This is a genomic window from Pseudomonas sp. NFIX28, from assembly GCF_900107395.1.
Classification (GTDB): domain Bacteria; phylum Pseudomonadota; class Gammaproteobacteria; order Pseudomonadales; family Pseudomonadaceae; genus Aquipseudomonas.
In genome coordinates this window covers 129,245-143,009 of the sequence record NZ_FNPW01000015.1, presented here as the reverse complement: position 1 = coordinate 143,009, position 13,765 = coordinate 129,245, and the positions used below count along the sequence as shown (strand labels likewise).

General features: G+C 63.8%; 12 protein-coding genes. 9 read left to right on the top strand and 3 right to left on the bottom strand.

Going from position 1 to position 13,765, the window contains the following annotated elements:
• Positions 1-7 precede the first annotated feature (7 nt).
• The 4 genes from BLV20_RS24945 to BLV20_RS24930 are packed head-to-tail and all read left to right on the top strand — an operon-like array spanning position 8 to position 4,747.
• Positions 8-1,126 (top strand): ABC transporter substrate-binding protein, encoded by a 1,119-nt coding sequence (locus BLV20_RS24945; RefSeq protein WP_092305080.1) that lies wholly within the window; start codon positions 8-10, stop codon positions 1,124-1,126.
• A gap of 57 nt (positions 1,127-1,183) precedes the next feature.
• Positions 1,184-3,178 carry an ABC transporter permease gene (locus BLV20_RS24940; RefSeq protein ID WP_092305079.1) on the top strand — a complete coding sequence of 665 codons (1,995 nt, stop codon included), beginning with the start codon at positions 1,184-1,186 and terminating at the stop codon, positions 3,176-3,178.
• A 4-nt stretch (positions 3,179-3,182) separates the two neighbouring features.
• A complete protein-coding gene (locus BLV20_RS24935) occupies positions 3,183-4,043 on the top strand; it encodes an ABC transporter ATP-binding protein (RefSeq protein WP_256577870.1) in 861 nt (286 codons plus the stop codon).
• Positions 4,040-4,747, top strand: coding sequence for an ABC transporter ATP-binding protein (locus tag BLV20_RS24930; RefSeq protein WP_092305078.1), 708 nt, complete (start codon positions 4,040-4,042; stop codon positions 4,745-4,747). The genes BLV20_RS24935 and BLV20_RS24930 overlap by 4 nt, the downstream gene beginning before the upstream one ends.
• Before the next feature lie 89 nt (positions 4,748-4,836).
• Here the strand turns inward: BLV20_RS24930 and BLV20_RS24925 are convergent, their stop codons facing one another.
• Entirely contained in the window at positions 4,837-5,223 is a 387-nt protein-coding gene (locus tag BLV20_RS24925) for a VOC family protein (RefSeq protein ID WP_092305077.1), read from the bottom strand.
• A gap of 276 nt (positions 5,224-5,499) precedes the next feature.
• Here BLV20_RS24925 and BLV20_RS24920 point away from each other — a divergent pair, with 276 nt between their 5' ends.
• Together BLV20_RS24920 and BLV20_RS24915 are read left to right on the top strand one after the other, a co-directional pair.
• Complete coding sequence (locus BLV20_RS24920) at positions 5,500-5,880, top strand: RidA family protein (protein WP_009043240.1); 381 nt, start codon at positions 5,500-5,502, stop codon at positions 5,878-5,880.
• Positions 5,881-6,004: 124 nt separating this feature from the next.
• A complete protein-coding gene (locus tag BLV20_RS24915; RefSeq protein ID WP_092305076.1) occupies positions 6,005-7,993 on the top strand; it encodes a peptidase U32 family protein in 1,989 nt (662 codons plus the stop codon).
• A 126-nt stretch (positions 7,994-8,119) separates the two neighbouring features.
• On the opposite strand, the gene BLV20_RS24910 is transcribed toward BLV20_RS24915, so the two are convergent.
• Positions 8,120-8,665: an acyl-CoA thioesterase gene (locus BLV20_RS24910; RefSeq protein ID WP_092305075.1), complete on the bottom strand. Its 546-nt coding sequence runs from the start codon at positions 8,663-8,665 to the stop codon at positions 8,120-8,122.
• A 107-nt stretch (positions 8,666-8,772) separates the two neighbouring features.
• On the opposite strand from BLV20_RS24910, the gene BLV20_RS24905 reads away from it, so the two are divergent.
• Entirely contained in the window at positions 8,773-9,735 is a 963-nt protein-coding gene (locus BLV20_RS24905; RefSeq protein WP_092305074.1) for a GlxA family transcriptional regulator, read from the top strand.
• 595 nt (positions 9,736-10,330) lie between these two features.
• On the opposite strand, the gene BLV20_RS24900 is transcribed toward BLV20_RS24905, so the two are convergent.
• Entirely contained in the window at positions 10,331-11,281 is a 951-nt protein-coding gene (locus BLV20_RS24900; RefSeq protein WP_092305073.1) for a SphA family protein, read from the bottom strand.
• 272 nt (positions 11,282-11,553) lie between these two features.
• Here BLV20_RS24900 and BLV20_RS24895 point away from each other — a divergent pair, with 272 nt between their 5' ends.
• A complete protein-coding gene (locus tag BLV20_RS24895) occupies positions 11,554-12,591 on the top strand; it encodes an AraC family transcriptional regulator (RefSeq protein WP_092305072.1) in 1,038 nt (345 codons plus the stop codon).
• 226 nt (positions 12,592-12,817) lie between these two features.
• On the top strand, positions 12,818-13,702 hold the full coding sequence (locus BLV20_RS24890) for a Dyp-type peroxidase (RefSeq protein WP_092305071.1): 885 nt from the start codon (positions 12,818-12,820) through the stop codon (positions 13,700-13,702).
• The last annotated feature ends 63 nt before the right edge of the window (positions 13,703-13,765 follow it).

Genomic DNA, 13,765 nt, shown 5'->3' with positions numbered 1-13,765 from the left:
GTGCAGCATGTTCAAACAAATAGTATCAACTGCGGCATGTAGCGCAGTGCTCTTATGTTCCGTTGTCTCGCGTGCGTCGGAACCTGTCCAGGTCGGTTTTACCGCCACCTTGACCGGTGATTTCGCTTCCTACGGCCTGGATGTGCGCAAAGGCTTTGAGTTGGGTGTCGAGAAGGTCAGGCTGGAGGACGACGTGAACCTCCAGGTCAAGGTGTCCGATGACCACGGCCAGCCCAACGATGGCGTGTTGGCGGCGGGGCGTTTCTGCGAGGACCAGGACACCCTGGCGGTCGCCGGCTACACCTTCAGTTCGGTCGCCCTGGCTGCCGCACCGATCCTGAAAAAGTGCCAGATGCCGATCGTCGCCTCGGCGATCACCAGCCCGCAGCTGACGGGCATCAGCCCGTACTTCCGGCGCCTGATCATGACCGACGCGGCCCAGGGCGCAATGATGGGCGAGTACGTCGCCCGGACGATGGGAGTCAAGTCGGTCTACATCCTCTACCAGCAAGACGATTACGGCATCGGGATCAACAAGGCTTTCGCCGATGCCTTCGTGGCGGCGGGCGGCACCCTGGCCGGGCAGAACAGCTATAACTTGGGGACCAAGGATTTCCGGACCATCCTCGCCGGCGTCAAGCAGCGCAAACCCGATGCGATTTTTATCGGCGGCTTCTACACCGAGGCGGCGATGATCGCCAAGCAGACCAAAGCGCTGGGCATCAACGCCCGCCTGATCGGCACCGATGGCGCGCTGTCGTCGCAGCTTGTGCAATTGGGCGGCAGCGCCACCGAGGGCATGACGCTGTATGGCATGTTCGATAGCCACTCGCAGACGTCGCCGCAAACCGCGGCGTTCGTCCAGCAATACGTTGCCAAATACCAGCAAGAGCCCAATGGCTGGGCGGCCTTGGGCTACGACACGGCGTTGACCCTGGGCGCGGCGGCGAAGGCTGCGCGCGCCCGCGGCGAGCTCAACCGAACCTCCATGAACGATGCGCTCAGCAGCACCGAGCGCCTGCCAGGCGCAACCGGCGACATCTCCTTCCAGGCTGGCGGAGACCGATCGGGTTCACTGCATTACTTCACTGTGAAAAGTGGCAAGTTCGTTCTCGCCGACCAGTAATGACATCGCGGTGTGCGGGGGCGGTTTGCCGCCCCTGCAAAGCCGCTGGAGATCCTCATGCTTTACTTTGAGCAGCTTCTGATAAATGGCCTGATGCTCGGGTCCATTTATGCCCTGGCGGCGGTGGCTTACACGCTGGTTTACGGTGTAGTCAAAATGGTGAATTTCGCATTTGGCGAGCTGTTCATGCTGGGCGCCTTTATCACCCTGTCATTGATGTTGCCCGAGCTTTCACTGTTCGGGTATCTGGTGGCGATGCCGAACCTGAACTTCTTCCTGGCGGCCCTGGTCGCGATGGCGGCAGTGGCGGCGCTGGGAGCCCTGATCGACCGCATCGCCTATCGGCCGCTACGCAATGCCCCGCGCATGGCCTCGCTGATTACCTCGATTGCGGTCTCGGTACTCTTGCAGAGTCTGGCCCAGACCATCTGGGGGCCCAGCTCGCTGAGTTTTCCAGAGACGCCCCTGACGCATCTGCCGGCGCTCCAGCTCGGCGAAATCACGGTCACCGGCGTTGAATGGCTGGTCGTGGCTTGCGCGGTGGTGGCCATGATCGCCCTGCAGCTGTTCGTCCACTACACCTCGCTGGGACGTGCCATGCGCGCCTCGGCTCAGGACCCGACGGCCGCTTACCTGGTGGGTATTCCAGTCAACCGGATCATCGGCCTGGCCTTCGTGCTCGGTTCGGCGTTCGCTGCGTTTGCCGGCATTCTCTATGCGCAATCCTTCGCGTTCGCCAGTCCCACCATGGGCTTCGCACCTGGCTTGAAGGCGTTGACGGCGGCGGTGCTCGGCGGGATCGGCAATATTCCCGGGGCCGCGGTCGGTGGGTTGTTGCTCGGCCTGGTCGAATCGCTGTGTTCCGGCTATATCCCCGGCGGCGCGATCTATCAGGATGCCCTGAGTTTTGTCCTGCTGGTGCTGCTCCTGCTGGTCCGTCCGCAGGGGCTGCTGGGCAGGAAGGAAATGAATAGCCATGCCCGTGGAAGCCTGACCAGTGACAGAAGCGACAAAGGCTCGTGGATCACCGCGCCATTGCGCCTGCTCGATGGTGTGTTCGCTTCACGCCTGATGGCGAGCAACCTGGTCAAGTTCGTCGCCATTGCCGCAGCCGTGGGCATCGGCTTTGGTATCCAGTCCGACTACTGGCTGGGCATCCTGGTGATGGTGCTACTCTATGGCATGCTCGCCAGCGGGCTGAACATCGTGGTCGGCTTCGCGGGCTTGCTGGACCTGGGGTTCGTCGCGTTCTGGGCCGTCGGGGCGTACTACACCTCGATCATATTCGTCAGCGTGCTGCAGGGCGTCTATGGCCTGGATATCTCCGTCACCTGGTGGGTGCTGTATGCCAACCTGATCATTGGCGGGCTGATTGCCGCCCTGTTCGGGGTATTCCTGGGCTATCCGACGCTGCGGGTGCGGGGCGACTACCTGGCGATCATGACCCTGGGTTTCGGTGAAATCGTGCGCGTCGTCGTCACCAACTGGGTCCCGGTGACCAATGGCCCGATGGGGATTCGCGGGATTCCGTTGCCCATGTTGTTTGGCTACGAGATTGGCTCGACCCGGGCGCTTTACTTCTTCGCCCTGGCACTGAGCGTCGTGCTGCTGTTCTGCATCGGCCGGGTCGTGCGTTCCTTCGTCGGCAGGGCCTGGGTGGCGCTGCGCGAAGATGACGACGCGGCGGAGGCGATGGGCATCCACGGCACGCGCTACAAACTGCTGGCCTATGCGTGCAGCGGATTTGTCGGTGGCCTGGTCGGGGTGTTCTACGCGCACTTCCAGCAGTACATCAGCCCCATCAGCTTCACGCTGTTCGAGAACATCGTGATTCTGATGCTGGTGGTGCTCGGCGGTCTGGGAACCATGATCGGGCCCTTCGTCGGCGCCGCGGTATGGATCGTGTTCCTGCAAGCCTCCCTCAACATTCCCTTTGTCGAGAGCTTTCCCGAGTCTCGATACATCCTGCTGGGCGCCATGCTGATCGCATTGATGCTGTTTCGTCCCAGTGGTTTAGCCGCCAAGGCGCGCCAGCGTCTTGTAATGGGGTAACCCGATGATGCCTGTAGTCAATCATGAGCGTTTCACACCCCTGCTGGTCGAGCCGATGACCGCGCAAAAAGCCGTCAGCCGAGCCGATACGGCAGCCAGCGTCGTCCTGCGAGCCAGCGAATTGACCGTGCGCTTTGGTGGCCTGAGCGCGGTCAGCAATTTGAACCTCGAAGTGCGCAGCCATTCGGTTCATGCACTCATAGGCCCGAACGGCGCCGGCAAGAGCACGGCGGTCAACGCCTTATCGGGTTTTGCCGTGCTCGATGCGGGAAATGTCACCATCGGCGACAAGACCTCGGGTCACTGGACCGCCCACGCCATCGCCAAGGCCGGCCTGGCGCGGACCTTCCAGAATATCCGGCTGTTCGGCGAGATGACGGTTCTGGAAACCGTCCTGGTGGGCCGTCACGCGGGGTTCCACGGCGGGTTGTTCGCGGCCCTGTTCCGGACAAGGTCGGCGGTCGAATTCGAGCGCAACACAGTGGAAGAGGCCAGGGCGTTGATCCGGTTTGTCGGGTTGCCGCCGAATGTCGAAGCGGTGCCAGCCAATTCATTGCCCTATGGCCATCAACGGCGGGTGGAAATCGCCCGTGCGTTGATCTCCAAGCCCAAGGTGCTGCTTCTGGACGAACCGCTGGCGGGCATGAACGTGTCGGAGAAGGCGGCTCTGAGCGAGTTGATCGACCAGGTCCGGGAAAGCGGGGTGGCGATCCTGCTGATCGAGCACGATATGGACGTGATCCGAAGCCTTGCCAATTTCACGACCGTTCTTTACCAGGGGAAAAAATTGATCAGCGGGACCACCCATGACGTGCTGAGCCACGCAGAAGTCCAGGCTGCCTATCTGGGGAGGGCCAAAGCATGAACCAGCTTCTTGAGGTCAGCGGCCTCTGCGTGGCGTATGGCGGTATCGAAGCGGTGAAGGGCATATCCCTGTCGATAGACAAGGATGAAATTGTGAGCCTGATTGGCAGCAACGGTGCCGGCAAGACCACGACGCTGCGGGCCATTTCCGGCCTCTTGCCGTGCAAGAGCGGCAAGGTCAGCTTCCAGGGCAAGGACATCACCACGCTTGCGCCTGATGCGCGAGTGCGCATGAGGCTGGCCCATGTGCCCGAGGGGCGTCACGTATTCCCGGGATTGACGATCGAGGAAAATATAAAGCTGGGCAGCTACACCCGCTATGATCGCAAAGCCATTGCCGACGACATCGAGGATATGTACCAGCTGTTCCCGATCCTGAAGGAACGACGCAAGCAGCAGGCGGGCACCATGTCCGGCGGCGAGCAGCAAATGCTGGCCATTGCCCGGGCGATGATGTCCCGTCCGGAGCTATTGATTCTGGATGAGCCGACCATGGGGCTTTCGCCGAAAATGATCGAGGTGGTACTCGATACCCTTCGAGAGATTCGCTCGCGCAAAACGCCGATCCTGCTGGTCGAGCAGAACACCGTGGAGGCCATCCAGATGGCGACTCGCGTGTATGCCCTGCGGGTCGGCGAGATCGTTTCCGTGCTGGCGGGGGAAAGCGTGACCGAGGAAGTCTTGAAAGACTTCTACCTGAGCTAGTCCAGGAACAGGCGCAGCTCTTTCCATGCAGCAGCGCACGTTGGGGGTTTAGGTAGACGCGGGCCGCTGGCAAAGGGCCCGCTGCCCCTTCAATTTTGCTGCACGATCTGGATCAGGTTGCCGCACGTATCGTCGAAGACCGCGAGGGTCACCGGGCCCGCGACGGTCGGTGCCCGGGTGAAGTGCACACCGGCGGCGCTCAGCCGCGCGTATTCGGCGTGCACGTCATCGACGCCGAAGAAGGTGAAGGGAATGCCGTCCTGCTTGAGCGCCGAGGTGAACGGCTCGGCGGCCGGGTGGGCGTTGGGCTCCAGCAGCAATTCGACGCCGTCGGGGTCGCCGGGGGAGGTCAGTGTCAGCCAGCGATGCTCGCCCATGGCGATGTCGTGCTTGAGCTGAAAGCCCAGCACGTCCCGGTAGAAGGCCAAGGCCTTGGCCTGGTCGTCGACGATCACGCTGGTAATCACGATCTTCATGCAAGCTCCTCCGTGTTGATGCCCAGGTGGCCAGCAGGGCCTGGTTGCCGCGGCTCAGGGCCGGCCGAGCCTGTATTCCTGGCAGGGATAATAGCCGGGGCCCGGGGGCAGCAAGGTGACCGGCTGTCCAGCGGACGAGGAGGGCAGGCTGCCGGGTTTTCTGCCGATTCCCGCACGACCCGCTGCCGGGGCTGTAGACTGGCGGCGCAAAAGCCGCTGCCCGGCGAGGCTGGCGGCCATTTTTTACGCGCATTTTTTATTCAACAAGAGAACCCCATGGCCAACCACGATATCGATTTCATTCCCGATCCCGACGCGGACTCCATTTCTTCCGACGTTGCCGGTTTCGCCGGCATCCTGGTCTCCACCCAGATCCCTACCCGCGCCGACGGCAGCCTGGAGCTGGGCGACATCACTGCGCAGAGCGAATGCACCCTGCAGGCGCTCAAGGTGGCCCTGGAAAAGGCCGGCAGCTCCATGGACCGGGTCCTGCACCTGACCATCTACCTCACCGACATGGCCGAGCGCGCCGCGTTCAACGAGGTCTACCAGCGCTTCTTCGCCAAGCCCTGGCCGGTGCGCGCCGCCGTTGGCGTGGCGTCCCTGGCGGTCGAAGGCATGCGCGTGGAAGTCACCGCGATGGCGGCCAAGGGCTGAGTTTGCGGCGTTATCCGGTGGCGCCGCTCGGCGAGTGGCCGCCACCGGGCAGTACACGGGTGCCGGTCGGGCGTTTCGCCGCTACAATGCGCGCCTCGACCGTGACAAGCCTGACTAAAAAAATATGTCCTTGCCCAAGCATCACCTGGAATTGCTCAGCCCTGCCCGCGATGTGGCCATCGCCCGCGAGGCCATCCTGCATGGCGCCGACGCCGTGTACATCGGCGGCCCAAGCTTCGGCGCGCGCCACAACGCCTGCAACGAAGTGAGCGAAATCGCCGAGCTGGTGGAGTTCGCCCGTCGCTACCACGCGCGGATCTTCACCACCATCAACACCATCCTGCACGACAACGAACTGGAGCCGGCGCGCAAGCTGATCCACCAGTTGTACGACGCCGGCGTCGATGCGCTGATCGTCCAGGACCTGGGCGTGATGGAGCTGGACATTCCGCCGATCGAGCTGCACGCCAGCACCCAGACCGATATCCGTACCCTGGCGCGAGCCAAGTTCCTCGACCAGGCCGGCTTCTCGCAACTGGTCCTGGCCCGCGAGCTGAACCTGCAGGAAATCCGCGCCATCGCCGACGAAACCGACGCGGCGATCGAATTCTTCATCCACGGCGCGCTGTGCGTGGCCTTTTCCGGGCAGTGCAACATCTCCCACGCCCAGACCGGCCGCAGCGCCAACCGTGGCGACTGCTCCCAGGCCTGCCGCCTGCCGTACACCCTCAAGGACGAAAAGGGCGGCGTGATCGCCTACGAAAAGCACCTGCTGTCGATGAAAGACAACAACCAGAGCGCCAACATCCGCGCCCTGGTCGAGGCCGGCGTGCGTTCGTTCAAGATCGAAGGGCGCTACAAGGACATGGGCTATGTGAAGAACATCACTGCCTATTACCGCCAGCGCCTGGATGACGTGCTCGAAGACCGCCCCGACCTGGCCCGCGCGTCCAGCGGCCGCACCGTGCATTTCTTCCTGCCCGACCCGGAGAAGACCTTCCACCGCGGCAGCACCGATTATTTCGTCACCGATCGCAAGATCGACATTGGCGCCTTCGACTCTCCGACCTTTACCGGCCTGCCGGTGGGCGTGGTCGAGAAAGTCGCCAAGCGCGACCTGCAGGTGGTGACCCACGAGCCGCTGTCCAACGGTGACGGCCTCAACGTGCTGGTCAAGCGCGAAGTGGTGGGTTTTCGCGCCAACATCGCCGAGCCCAAGGGCGAGTTCGAAGAAGACGGCGAGAAACGCTATCGCTATCGCGTCGAGCCCAACGAGATGCCGGAAGGCATTTACAAGCTGCGGCCGAACCACCCGTTGAACCGCAACCTCGATCACAACTGGCAGCAGGCGCTGCAGAAGACTTCGTCCGAGCGTCGCGTGGCCCTGAGCTGGGTCGCGCGCCTGCGCGAAGAGCAACTGGAAGTGACCGCGACCAGCGAAGAAGGCATCAGCGCCAGCGTGACCCTGGACGGCCCGTTCGGCGTCGCCAACAAGCCGGAACAGGCGCTGGAGCAACTGCGCGACCTGCTCGGCCAGCTCGGCACCACGCAGTATCACGCCATCGACATCAAGCTCGATGCGCCGCAGGCATTCTTCATCCCCAACTCGCAGCTCAAGGCCTTGCGCCGCGAAGTGATCGAAGCCTTGACCGCCGCGCGGGTCGCCGCTCACCCACGCGGCAGCCGCAAGGCCGAAACCACCCCGCCGCCGGTGTACCCGGAGTCGCACCTGTCGTTCCTGGCCAACGTGTACAACCAGAAGGCTCGCGACTTCTATCATCGCCATGGCGTGAAGCTGATCGATGCGGCCTACGAGGCCCACGAAGAGGCGGGCGAAGTGCCGGTGATGATCACCAAGCACTGCCTGCGTTTCTCCTTCAACCTGTGCCCGAAACAGGCCAAGGGCGTGACTGGCGTGCGCACCAAGGTCGCGCCGATGCAGCTGATTCACGGTGACGAAGTGCTGACCCTGAAGTTCGACTGCAAGCCGTGCGAGATGCACATCATCGGCAAGATGAAAGGCCATATCCTCAACATGCCGCAACCGGGCAGCGTGGTTGGTCACATCAGCCCCGAAGACCTGCTCAAGACCATCCCCCGCGCCCCGCATTGATTGACGGGCGAGCGCGGCGCCACGGCGTCGCGCTTGCTCGCTCGGTCAAGCGCGGGCTGTCACAACAACGCCATTGCCGACCAGGTCGGCAATGGCGTTGTTGTTTCAGCTTCGCGGCGGCCCGCCTCAGCGCGCCGGGTCTTCCTCGGTGCGCAACTGAACGCTCAGGTCGTCGCAGCTTTGCGACCAGTCTTTGAGCCATTGCGGCAATTCGGGGGAGATGTCCACGCCCAGTTCGTGGACGAACTCGCCCGGTGCGATGGTGCCTTTGGCCGAGCGGAACAGCCCGCGCATCACCACCACGCCCGCCACTCGGCCCTGGCGCACGAAACGGTGCTCCATAAAGCTCCATTTTTCGTCCCAGCCGAGAATCCGGCTGTGGATCTCGAAGGCTTCGAACAGCCTCAACTCCCGGCGGAATTTGCCCCACACATCGCCGACGATCGGCACCGCCCGATGGCGCAGCGCCACGCGGTAGGCGCCGCTGCGCAGGACGAAATCCATGCGGCCGAGGTCGGCGAGGGTGAAATAGCGGCCGTTGGTGACGTGGCGGTTGAGGTCGAGGTCGAACGGCCAGACGCGCATGCGCACGACGGTAGTGGCCAGGCCGTCGACCGGCTTGCGCCATGGGCGACGAAGCAGCATGAGCAGCATGCGAAACCAGAGATTCATGAGTACCCCGATGAGCAAAAAAGATGGCTGCACTCTAGGGGAGAAGAATCGGCTAAGGTAGGTGCGCAAATGACATTTTTCATGCGAAAAACGCAACGGGATTCTTTATGCACGTCACCTTGCTCCTGGTCGATCACTGTTCCGCCGCCAGCGCCACCCTGGCCCTGGAAGTGCTGAGCGCCGCCAATTTGTTCGCCGACAGCGCCAGCGCGCCGTTCGAGGTGGTGGTCGCCTCGCTGGACGGCGCCGATGTCGCCGCCTGGGGCGGGCAGACGCTGCGGGTGCAATGCCCGGTGGCCGAGATCGCCGAGACCGACCTGGTGCTGATCCCCGGGTTTCTTTTCACTCTGAAGGAAGCCTTGCCGGCATTTGCCGGGCATGGCCCCTGGCTGCGGCAGCAACACGCCCGTGGAGCGGTGCTGGCGTCGATGTGCACGGCGGCCTTCATGCTGGCCGAAACCGGCCTGCTGGACGGCGCTCGCGCCACCACCCACTGGGCGTTTGCCGAGCTGTTCCGGCGGCGTTATGCCGGGGTCGAGCTGGACGCGGGGCAACTGCTCTGCGAGGACCAGGGCCTGATCACCAGCGGCGGCGCGAGCGCGGCGATGGACTTGCTGCTGCACCTGGTGCGGCGCTTCGCGTCATTGGAGCTGGCGCAGAAGTGCGGCAAGTACCTGCTGATCGACAATGTGCGCAGCGAGCAGTCGGTGTATGTCATGTGGTCGCTGCCCAAGAACCATGGCGATGGCGACATCCTGCGGGTGCAGGACTGGCTGGAGGAGCATTTCGACCAGCCGCTGCTGATCGACGACACGGCCCGGCGTTTTGGCTTCGGGGTGAGGAATTTCAAGCGGCGCTTCAAGGACGCCACGGGCTACACGCCCCTGGCCTATCTGCAGACCCTGCGCCTGGAGAAGGCCAAGGAGCTGCTGGAATCCACGCGCATGAGCCTGGACAGCATCACCTACAAAGTCGGCTACGAAGACAGCAACTCGTTTCGCCGGTTGTTCCAGCAGCGGGTCGGCCTGCTGCCGGCGGCTTACCGCAAGAAGTTCCAGGCCGCCGGCTGATCCACGGCCGGCCTTCGCGGGGTGTGGTGGGCTTTCGTAGGAGCGCAGCTTGCGCGCGAAAAACGATAACGCGGTGGGGCAGGCATTGCGCGTCGCGGCCTTCGCGGGCAAGCCTCGCTCCTACGGGGCGTGGTGGGCTTTCGTAGGAGCGCAGCTTGCGCGCGAAGAACGATAACGCGGTGTACCAGGCATTGCGCGGCGCGGCCTTTGCGGGCAAGCCTCGCTCCTACGGGGCGTGGTGGGCTTTCGTAGGAGCGCAGCTTGCGCGCGAAGAACGATAACGCGGTGTACCAGGCATTGCGCGGCGCGGCCTTTGCGGGCAAGCCTCGCTCCTACGGGGCGTGGTGGGCTTTCGTAGGAGCGCAGCTTGCGCGCGAAGAACGATGACGCGGTGGGGCAGGTATTTCGCGGTGTGGCCTTCGCGGGCAAGCCTCGCTCCTACGGGCGTGGTGGGCTTTGGTAGGAGCGCAGCTTGCGCGCGAAGAACGATAACGCGGTGGGGCAGGTATTTCGCGTCGCGGCCTTCGCGGGCAAGCCTCGCTCCTACGGGGTGTGGCGGTGGGACGGGGCTATCGACAGGGTTGCGGCGCCGCTGTCACAAGGTGAACGGAATGGTCAGCTTGGCCCACAGCATCTCGCCTTCGGGTCGGTTTTCCACGTCGAACTCCTTGGCCCAGCGGATCTCGGCGCTGGCGTATTTGAGGAAGGTCAGGTACAGCGCCGGGCCGATGGCGAACACCTGGCCGCGCACGCCGTCGTCCACGTCTTCGCCAAGGAACTGCACGGTGCGGCCGTACTGTTTGTCGTCGCTGGTCTGCTTCAGGTAATAGCCGTTGAGCCCCAGGCTCAGGTTGTCGGTCACCTTGTAGCTGGCGGAGTAGTCGAAGTGGAAAATCTGCCCGGACTTGTAGTCGGTGGCGTGGTTTTCCTCGTTGAAACTGTAGGTGGTCTTCAGCGACAACTCGGTGCGCGGGGTCGGCAGCCAGGTCACCGAAACCAGCGGCTTGTAGGTGTAGAAATTGTTGCTGGTGTTGGCCAGGCGCGTCGCGTCGTACTTGCCGGTGGGAATGGTGATTTCCACGGCGGCGCCCAGGGTCAGGTTCTTGCCCAGATCCCACAGGATGATCGGCGCAAGGGTGGTGTCGCCCATGCTCTCGCGCTGGTCCTCCAGGCCGAAGGCCTGCACCTGCTGGCGCAGATAGGGTTGTGCCACGTAGCCGCCCAGACGACCGCCGAACAGCCGCAGCGGGCTCAGGTAGTCGAGGCGCGGAATGATCGCGTCCGAGACGATCCGCACATCCGGCACCTTGCCGCCCAGGGAGCTGATATTCAGTTTCCGCGCTTCGTAGTGGTTGTAATACAGGTTGAAGGCGAACATGTGGTCCGGCAGGGCGTTGACGTCCAGCGGCAGGATGAAAAAACCGTCGGTGCCGGCGCCGATGTTGTCGACCCCGGATTCGGTGGCCGGTGCCAGCGCGGGCAGGGCGGCGAGGCAGGCCAGGCTGGCGGCGAGACGCCGGGAAAGATGCGTGCGGGTCGGGTGCATGTTCGGGCTCATTATTATTGTCAGTGGGCGAACAGTCGGCCGGTGTCCGGCCGCACCATAGGAATAAGCCTTCGGCGCCTGGCCAGGCAGGGTATTGGCGGCCATCGAGGGGGACTTTCGCGGCCAGCCTGCAATGACTTGTTACATCCTTCGATGGGCGCGAGCGGAAAACGCTATGCTCAGCCAGCGCTCGCCTCGTCTCCGGGAGAAGGGGAACGGGGCGCATAACCAGAATAAGAATTGCAGCCGAACCGGCTCGGGACCCGATGCCCATGCAGATGAAAGCCGTCGATCCACAGTACCAACTGGCCCTGGTGTCGCCCTTCCTGTTGCAGACCCTGGCCGAAGTCGCGAGCAGCCACGGCGTCGACCCGCACGCCCTGTGCCGCGGCCTGGGCTTTAACCTCGAAGACCTGCAGGACCCCGCGCAACGCATCTCCTATCGCCAGGCCGTGGCGATGATCCAGCGCGCGCTCAAGGCGTTGCCGCAGCAGGGCCTGGGCCTGAAGGTCGGGCACCAGAACGTGCTCGGCACCCTGGGCCTGCTGGGCCATGTGCTGTCGCTGTGCAAGACCCTGCGCGATGCCTTCGATATCGGCATCCGCCATCAGCACACCTCGGGCGGCATCGTCAGTTGCACGGTCGAGCAGCAGGGCGATGAGTTTTTCATCGAGGCCGAATGCCGGTTGCCCTACGGCAACGTGCAGATCTTCGCCGTCGAAGAATTCTTCGCCAGCCTGCCGGTCTACGGTCGCGCCCTGGTCGGTGCCGACTTCAAGGCGCTGCGGGTTGAGTTCATGCACGCCGCCCCGGTTTACCAGGACGAATACCTGCGTCTGCTGGGCCCGGATGTGCACTTTGGTTGCCTGCATAACCGCATGGTCATCGCCGGCCACTGGCTGGACACGCGCCTGCCCAATCACCACGCCGTGGCCTTGCGCCAGGCGCTCAAGCTGCTGGAACTGGAAAGCGCCCAGGTGCACCGCAAGATGGACCTGATCCAGGCCGTGGAGCGCGCCATCTCCCGCGACCTGACCCAGGGCAGCCACATCGACCAGATCGCCAGCGACCTGAACATGAGTGGGCGCACCCTGCGCCGACGCCTGAGCGAGCACGACCTGACCTTCGAGACGCTGCTGGAGCAGGTGCGCCGGGCGCGCACCCTGAGCCTGCTGGCCAACCCGCAGCTGACCATCGAGCGCATCACCGAGGCGGTCGGCTACAGCGACGTGCGCAGTTTTCGCCGGGCGTTCAAGCGCTGGACGGGGCTGAGCCCCAGCGCTTATCGGGAGGAGGGCGGGCAGGCCTAGGCGCTGTGCGGCAGCAGGCGCGGCGCGAGTTCGATCGGGTGCTCGTCTAGGGGCGGGCGCGACACCGGATGTTCCGCGTCTGTTTTGATTCACTGCCGGCTTGCCGTTGATTGCGATTGCGCCTGACCTGGCCTTCGTTCGCGGCGCATGTCACGTCCTGCGTGTCTAAACCCCCACAAATTGTGGTGCGCCGGGTAAACTTCGCGCTTTGTTCAAGGAGTCGTCGATGAGTTACTACCAGCCGGGCATTGTTGCCACCCCCGTTCCGAGCCAGGCTCGCCACCTGTTTTTTGCCCTCGAATCCATCGAGGCGCTGCCGGCGGCGATCGATCGCCTGCTGACGCTGGTGGACGGGAAAACGGCGGTAGCGGGTTTTGGCGCATCGCTGGTCAAGGCGCTGGGCGCCCGTGTGCAAGGGCTCAAGGCCTTCCCGGCGCTGACCGGCGTGGGCGTCGACAACCCTTCGACCCAGCATGCGCTGTGGGTCTGGCTGCATGGCGAAGACCGTGGCGAACTGCTGCACCGCAGCAATGACCTGGAGGCCGCGCTGGCGCCGGCGCTGCGCCTGGTGCAGATGAACGAAGCCTTCCGCCACAAGACCGGCCACGACCTGACCGGTTACGAGGACGGCACCGAAAACCCCCACGATGAAGCCGCGCTCGCCGCGGCCCTGGCCGAAGGCAGCGAGGGCCTGCGCGGGGGCAGTTTTGCCGCGATCCAGCAGTGGCAGCACGATTTCAAGGGCTTTGCCGCGATGCATCAGCAAGAGCGCGACAACATCATCGGTCGCCGCCTGAGCGACAACGAAGAACTCGACGACGCGCCGGACTCGGCCCACGTCAAGCGCACCGCCCAAGAGAGCTTCACCCCCGAAGCCTTTATGGTGCGCCGTTCGATGCCATGGATCGAAGGCGACAAGGGCGGCCTGATGTTCCTCGCCTTCGGCCATAGCCTTCAGGCTTTCGAAGTCCAGCTGCGGCGCATGAGCGGCCTGGAAGACGGCATAGTCGACGGCCTGTACCGCATGAGCCGGCCAATCACCGGCGGCTACTACTGGTGCCCGCCGCTGCTGGACGGCCGCCTCGACCTGCGCGCCCTGCAAGCGGCCTGATCGCCAGCGCACACAGCAAAACCCACCTGCGTAGGAGCGCAGCTTGCGCGCGAAGAACGCTGA

What these genes read in the sequence shown, in the direction of transcription:
- BLV20_RS24890 (WP_092305071.1), top strand. Translation starts at nt 12,818, where the DNA reads ATGAGTTACTACCAGCCGGGCATTGTTGCCACCCCCGTTCCGAGCCAG.
- BLV20_RS24915 (WP_092305076.1), top strand. Translation starts at nt 6,005, where the DNA reads ATGTCCTTGCCCAAGCATCACCTGGAATTGCTCAGCCCTGCCCGCGAT.
- BLV20_RS24910 (WP_092305075.1), bottom strand. Translation starts at nt 8,665, where the DNA reads ATGAATCTCTGGTTTCGCATGCTGCTCATGCTGCTTCGTCGCCCATGG.
- BLV20_RS24945 (WP_092305080.1), top strand. Translation starts at nt 8, where the DNA reads ATGTTCAAACAAATAGTATCAACTGCGGCATGTAGCGCAGTGCTCTTA.
- BLV20_RS24905 (WP_092305074.1), top strand. Translation starts at nt 8,773, where the DNA reads ATGCACGTCACCTTGCTCCTGGTCGATCACTGTTCCGCCGCCAGCGCC.
- BLV20_RS24930 (WP_092305078.1), top strand. Translation starts at nt 4,040, where the DNA reads ATGAACCAGCTTCTTGAGGTCAGCGGCCTCTGCGTGGCGTATGGCGGT.
- BLV20_RS24895 (WP_092305072.1), top strand. Translation starts at nt 11,554, where the DNA reads ATGCAGATGAAAGCCGTCGATCCACAGTACCAACTGGCCCTGGTGTCG.
- BLV20_RS24940 (WP_092305079.1), top strand. Translation starts at nt 1,184, where the DNA reads ATGCTTTACTTTGAGCAGCTTCTGATAAATGGCCTGATGCTCGGGTCC.
- BLV20_RS24920 (WP_009043240.1), top strand. Translation starts at nt 5,500, where the DNA reads ATGGCCAACCACGATATCGATTTCATTCCCGATCCCGACGCGGACTCC.
- BLV20_RS24925 (WP_092305077.1), bottom strand. Translation starts at nt 5,223, where the DNA reads ATGAAGATCGTGATTACCAGCGTGATCGTCGACGACCAGGCCAAGGCC.
- BLV20_RS24935 (WP_256577870.1), top strand. Translation starts at nt 3,183, where the DNA reads ATGATGCCTGTAGTCAATCATGAGCGTTTCACACCCCTGCTGGTCGAG.
- BLV20_RS24900 (WP_092305073.1), bottom strand. Translation starts at nt 11,281, where the DNA reads ATGCACCCGACCCGCACGCATCTTTCCCGGCGTCTCGCCGCCAGCCTG.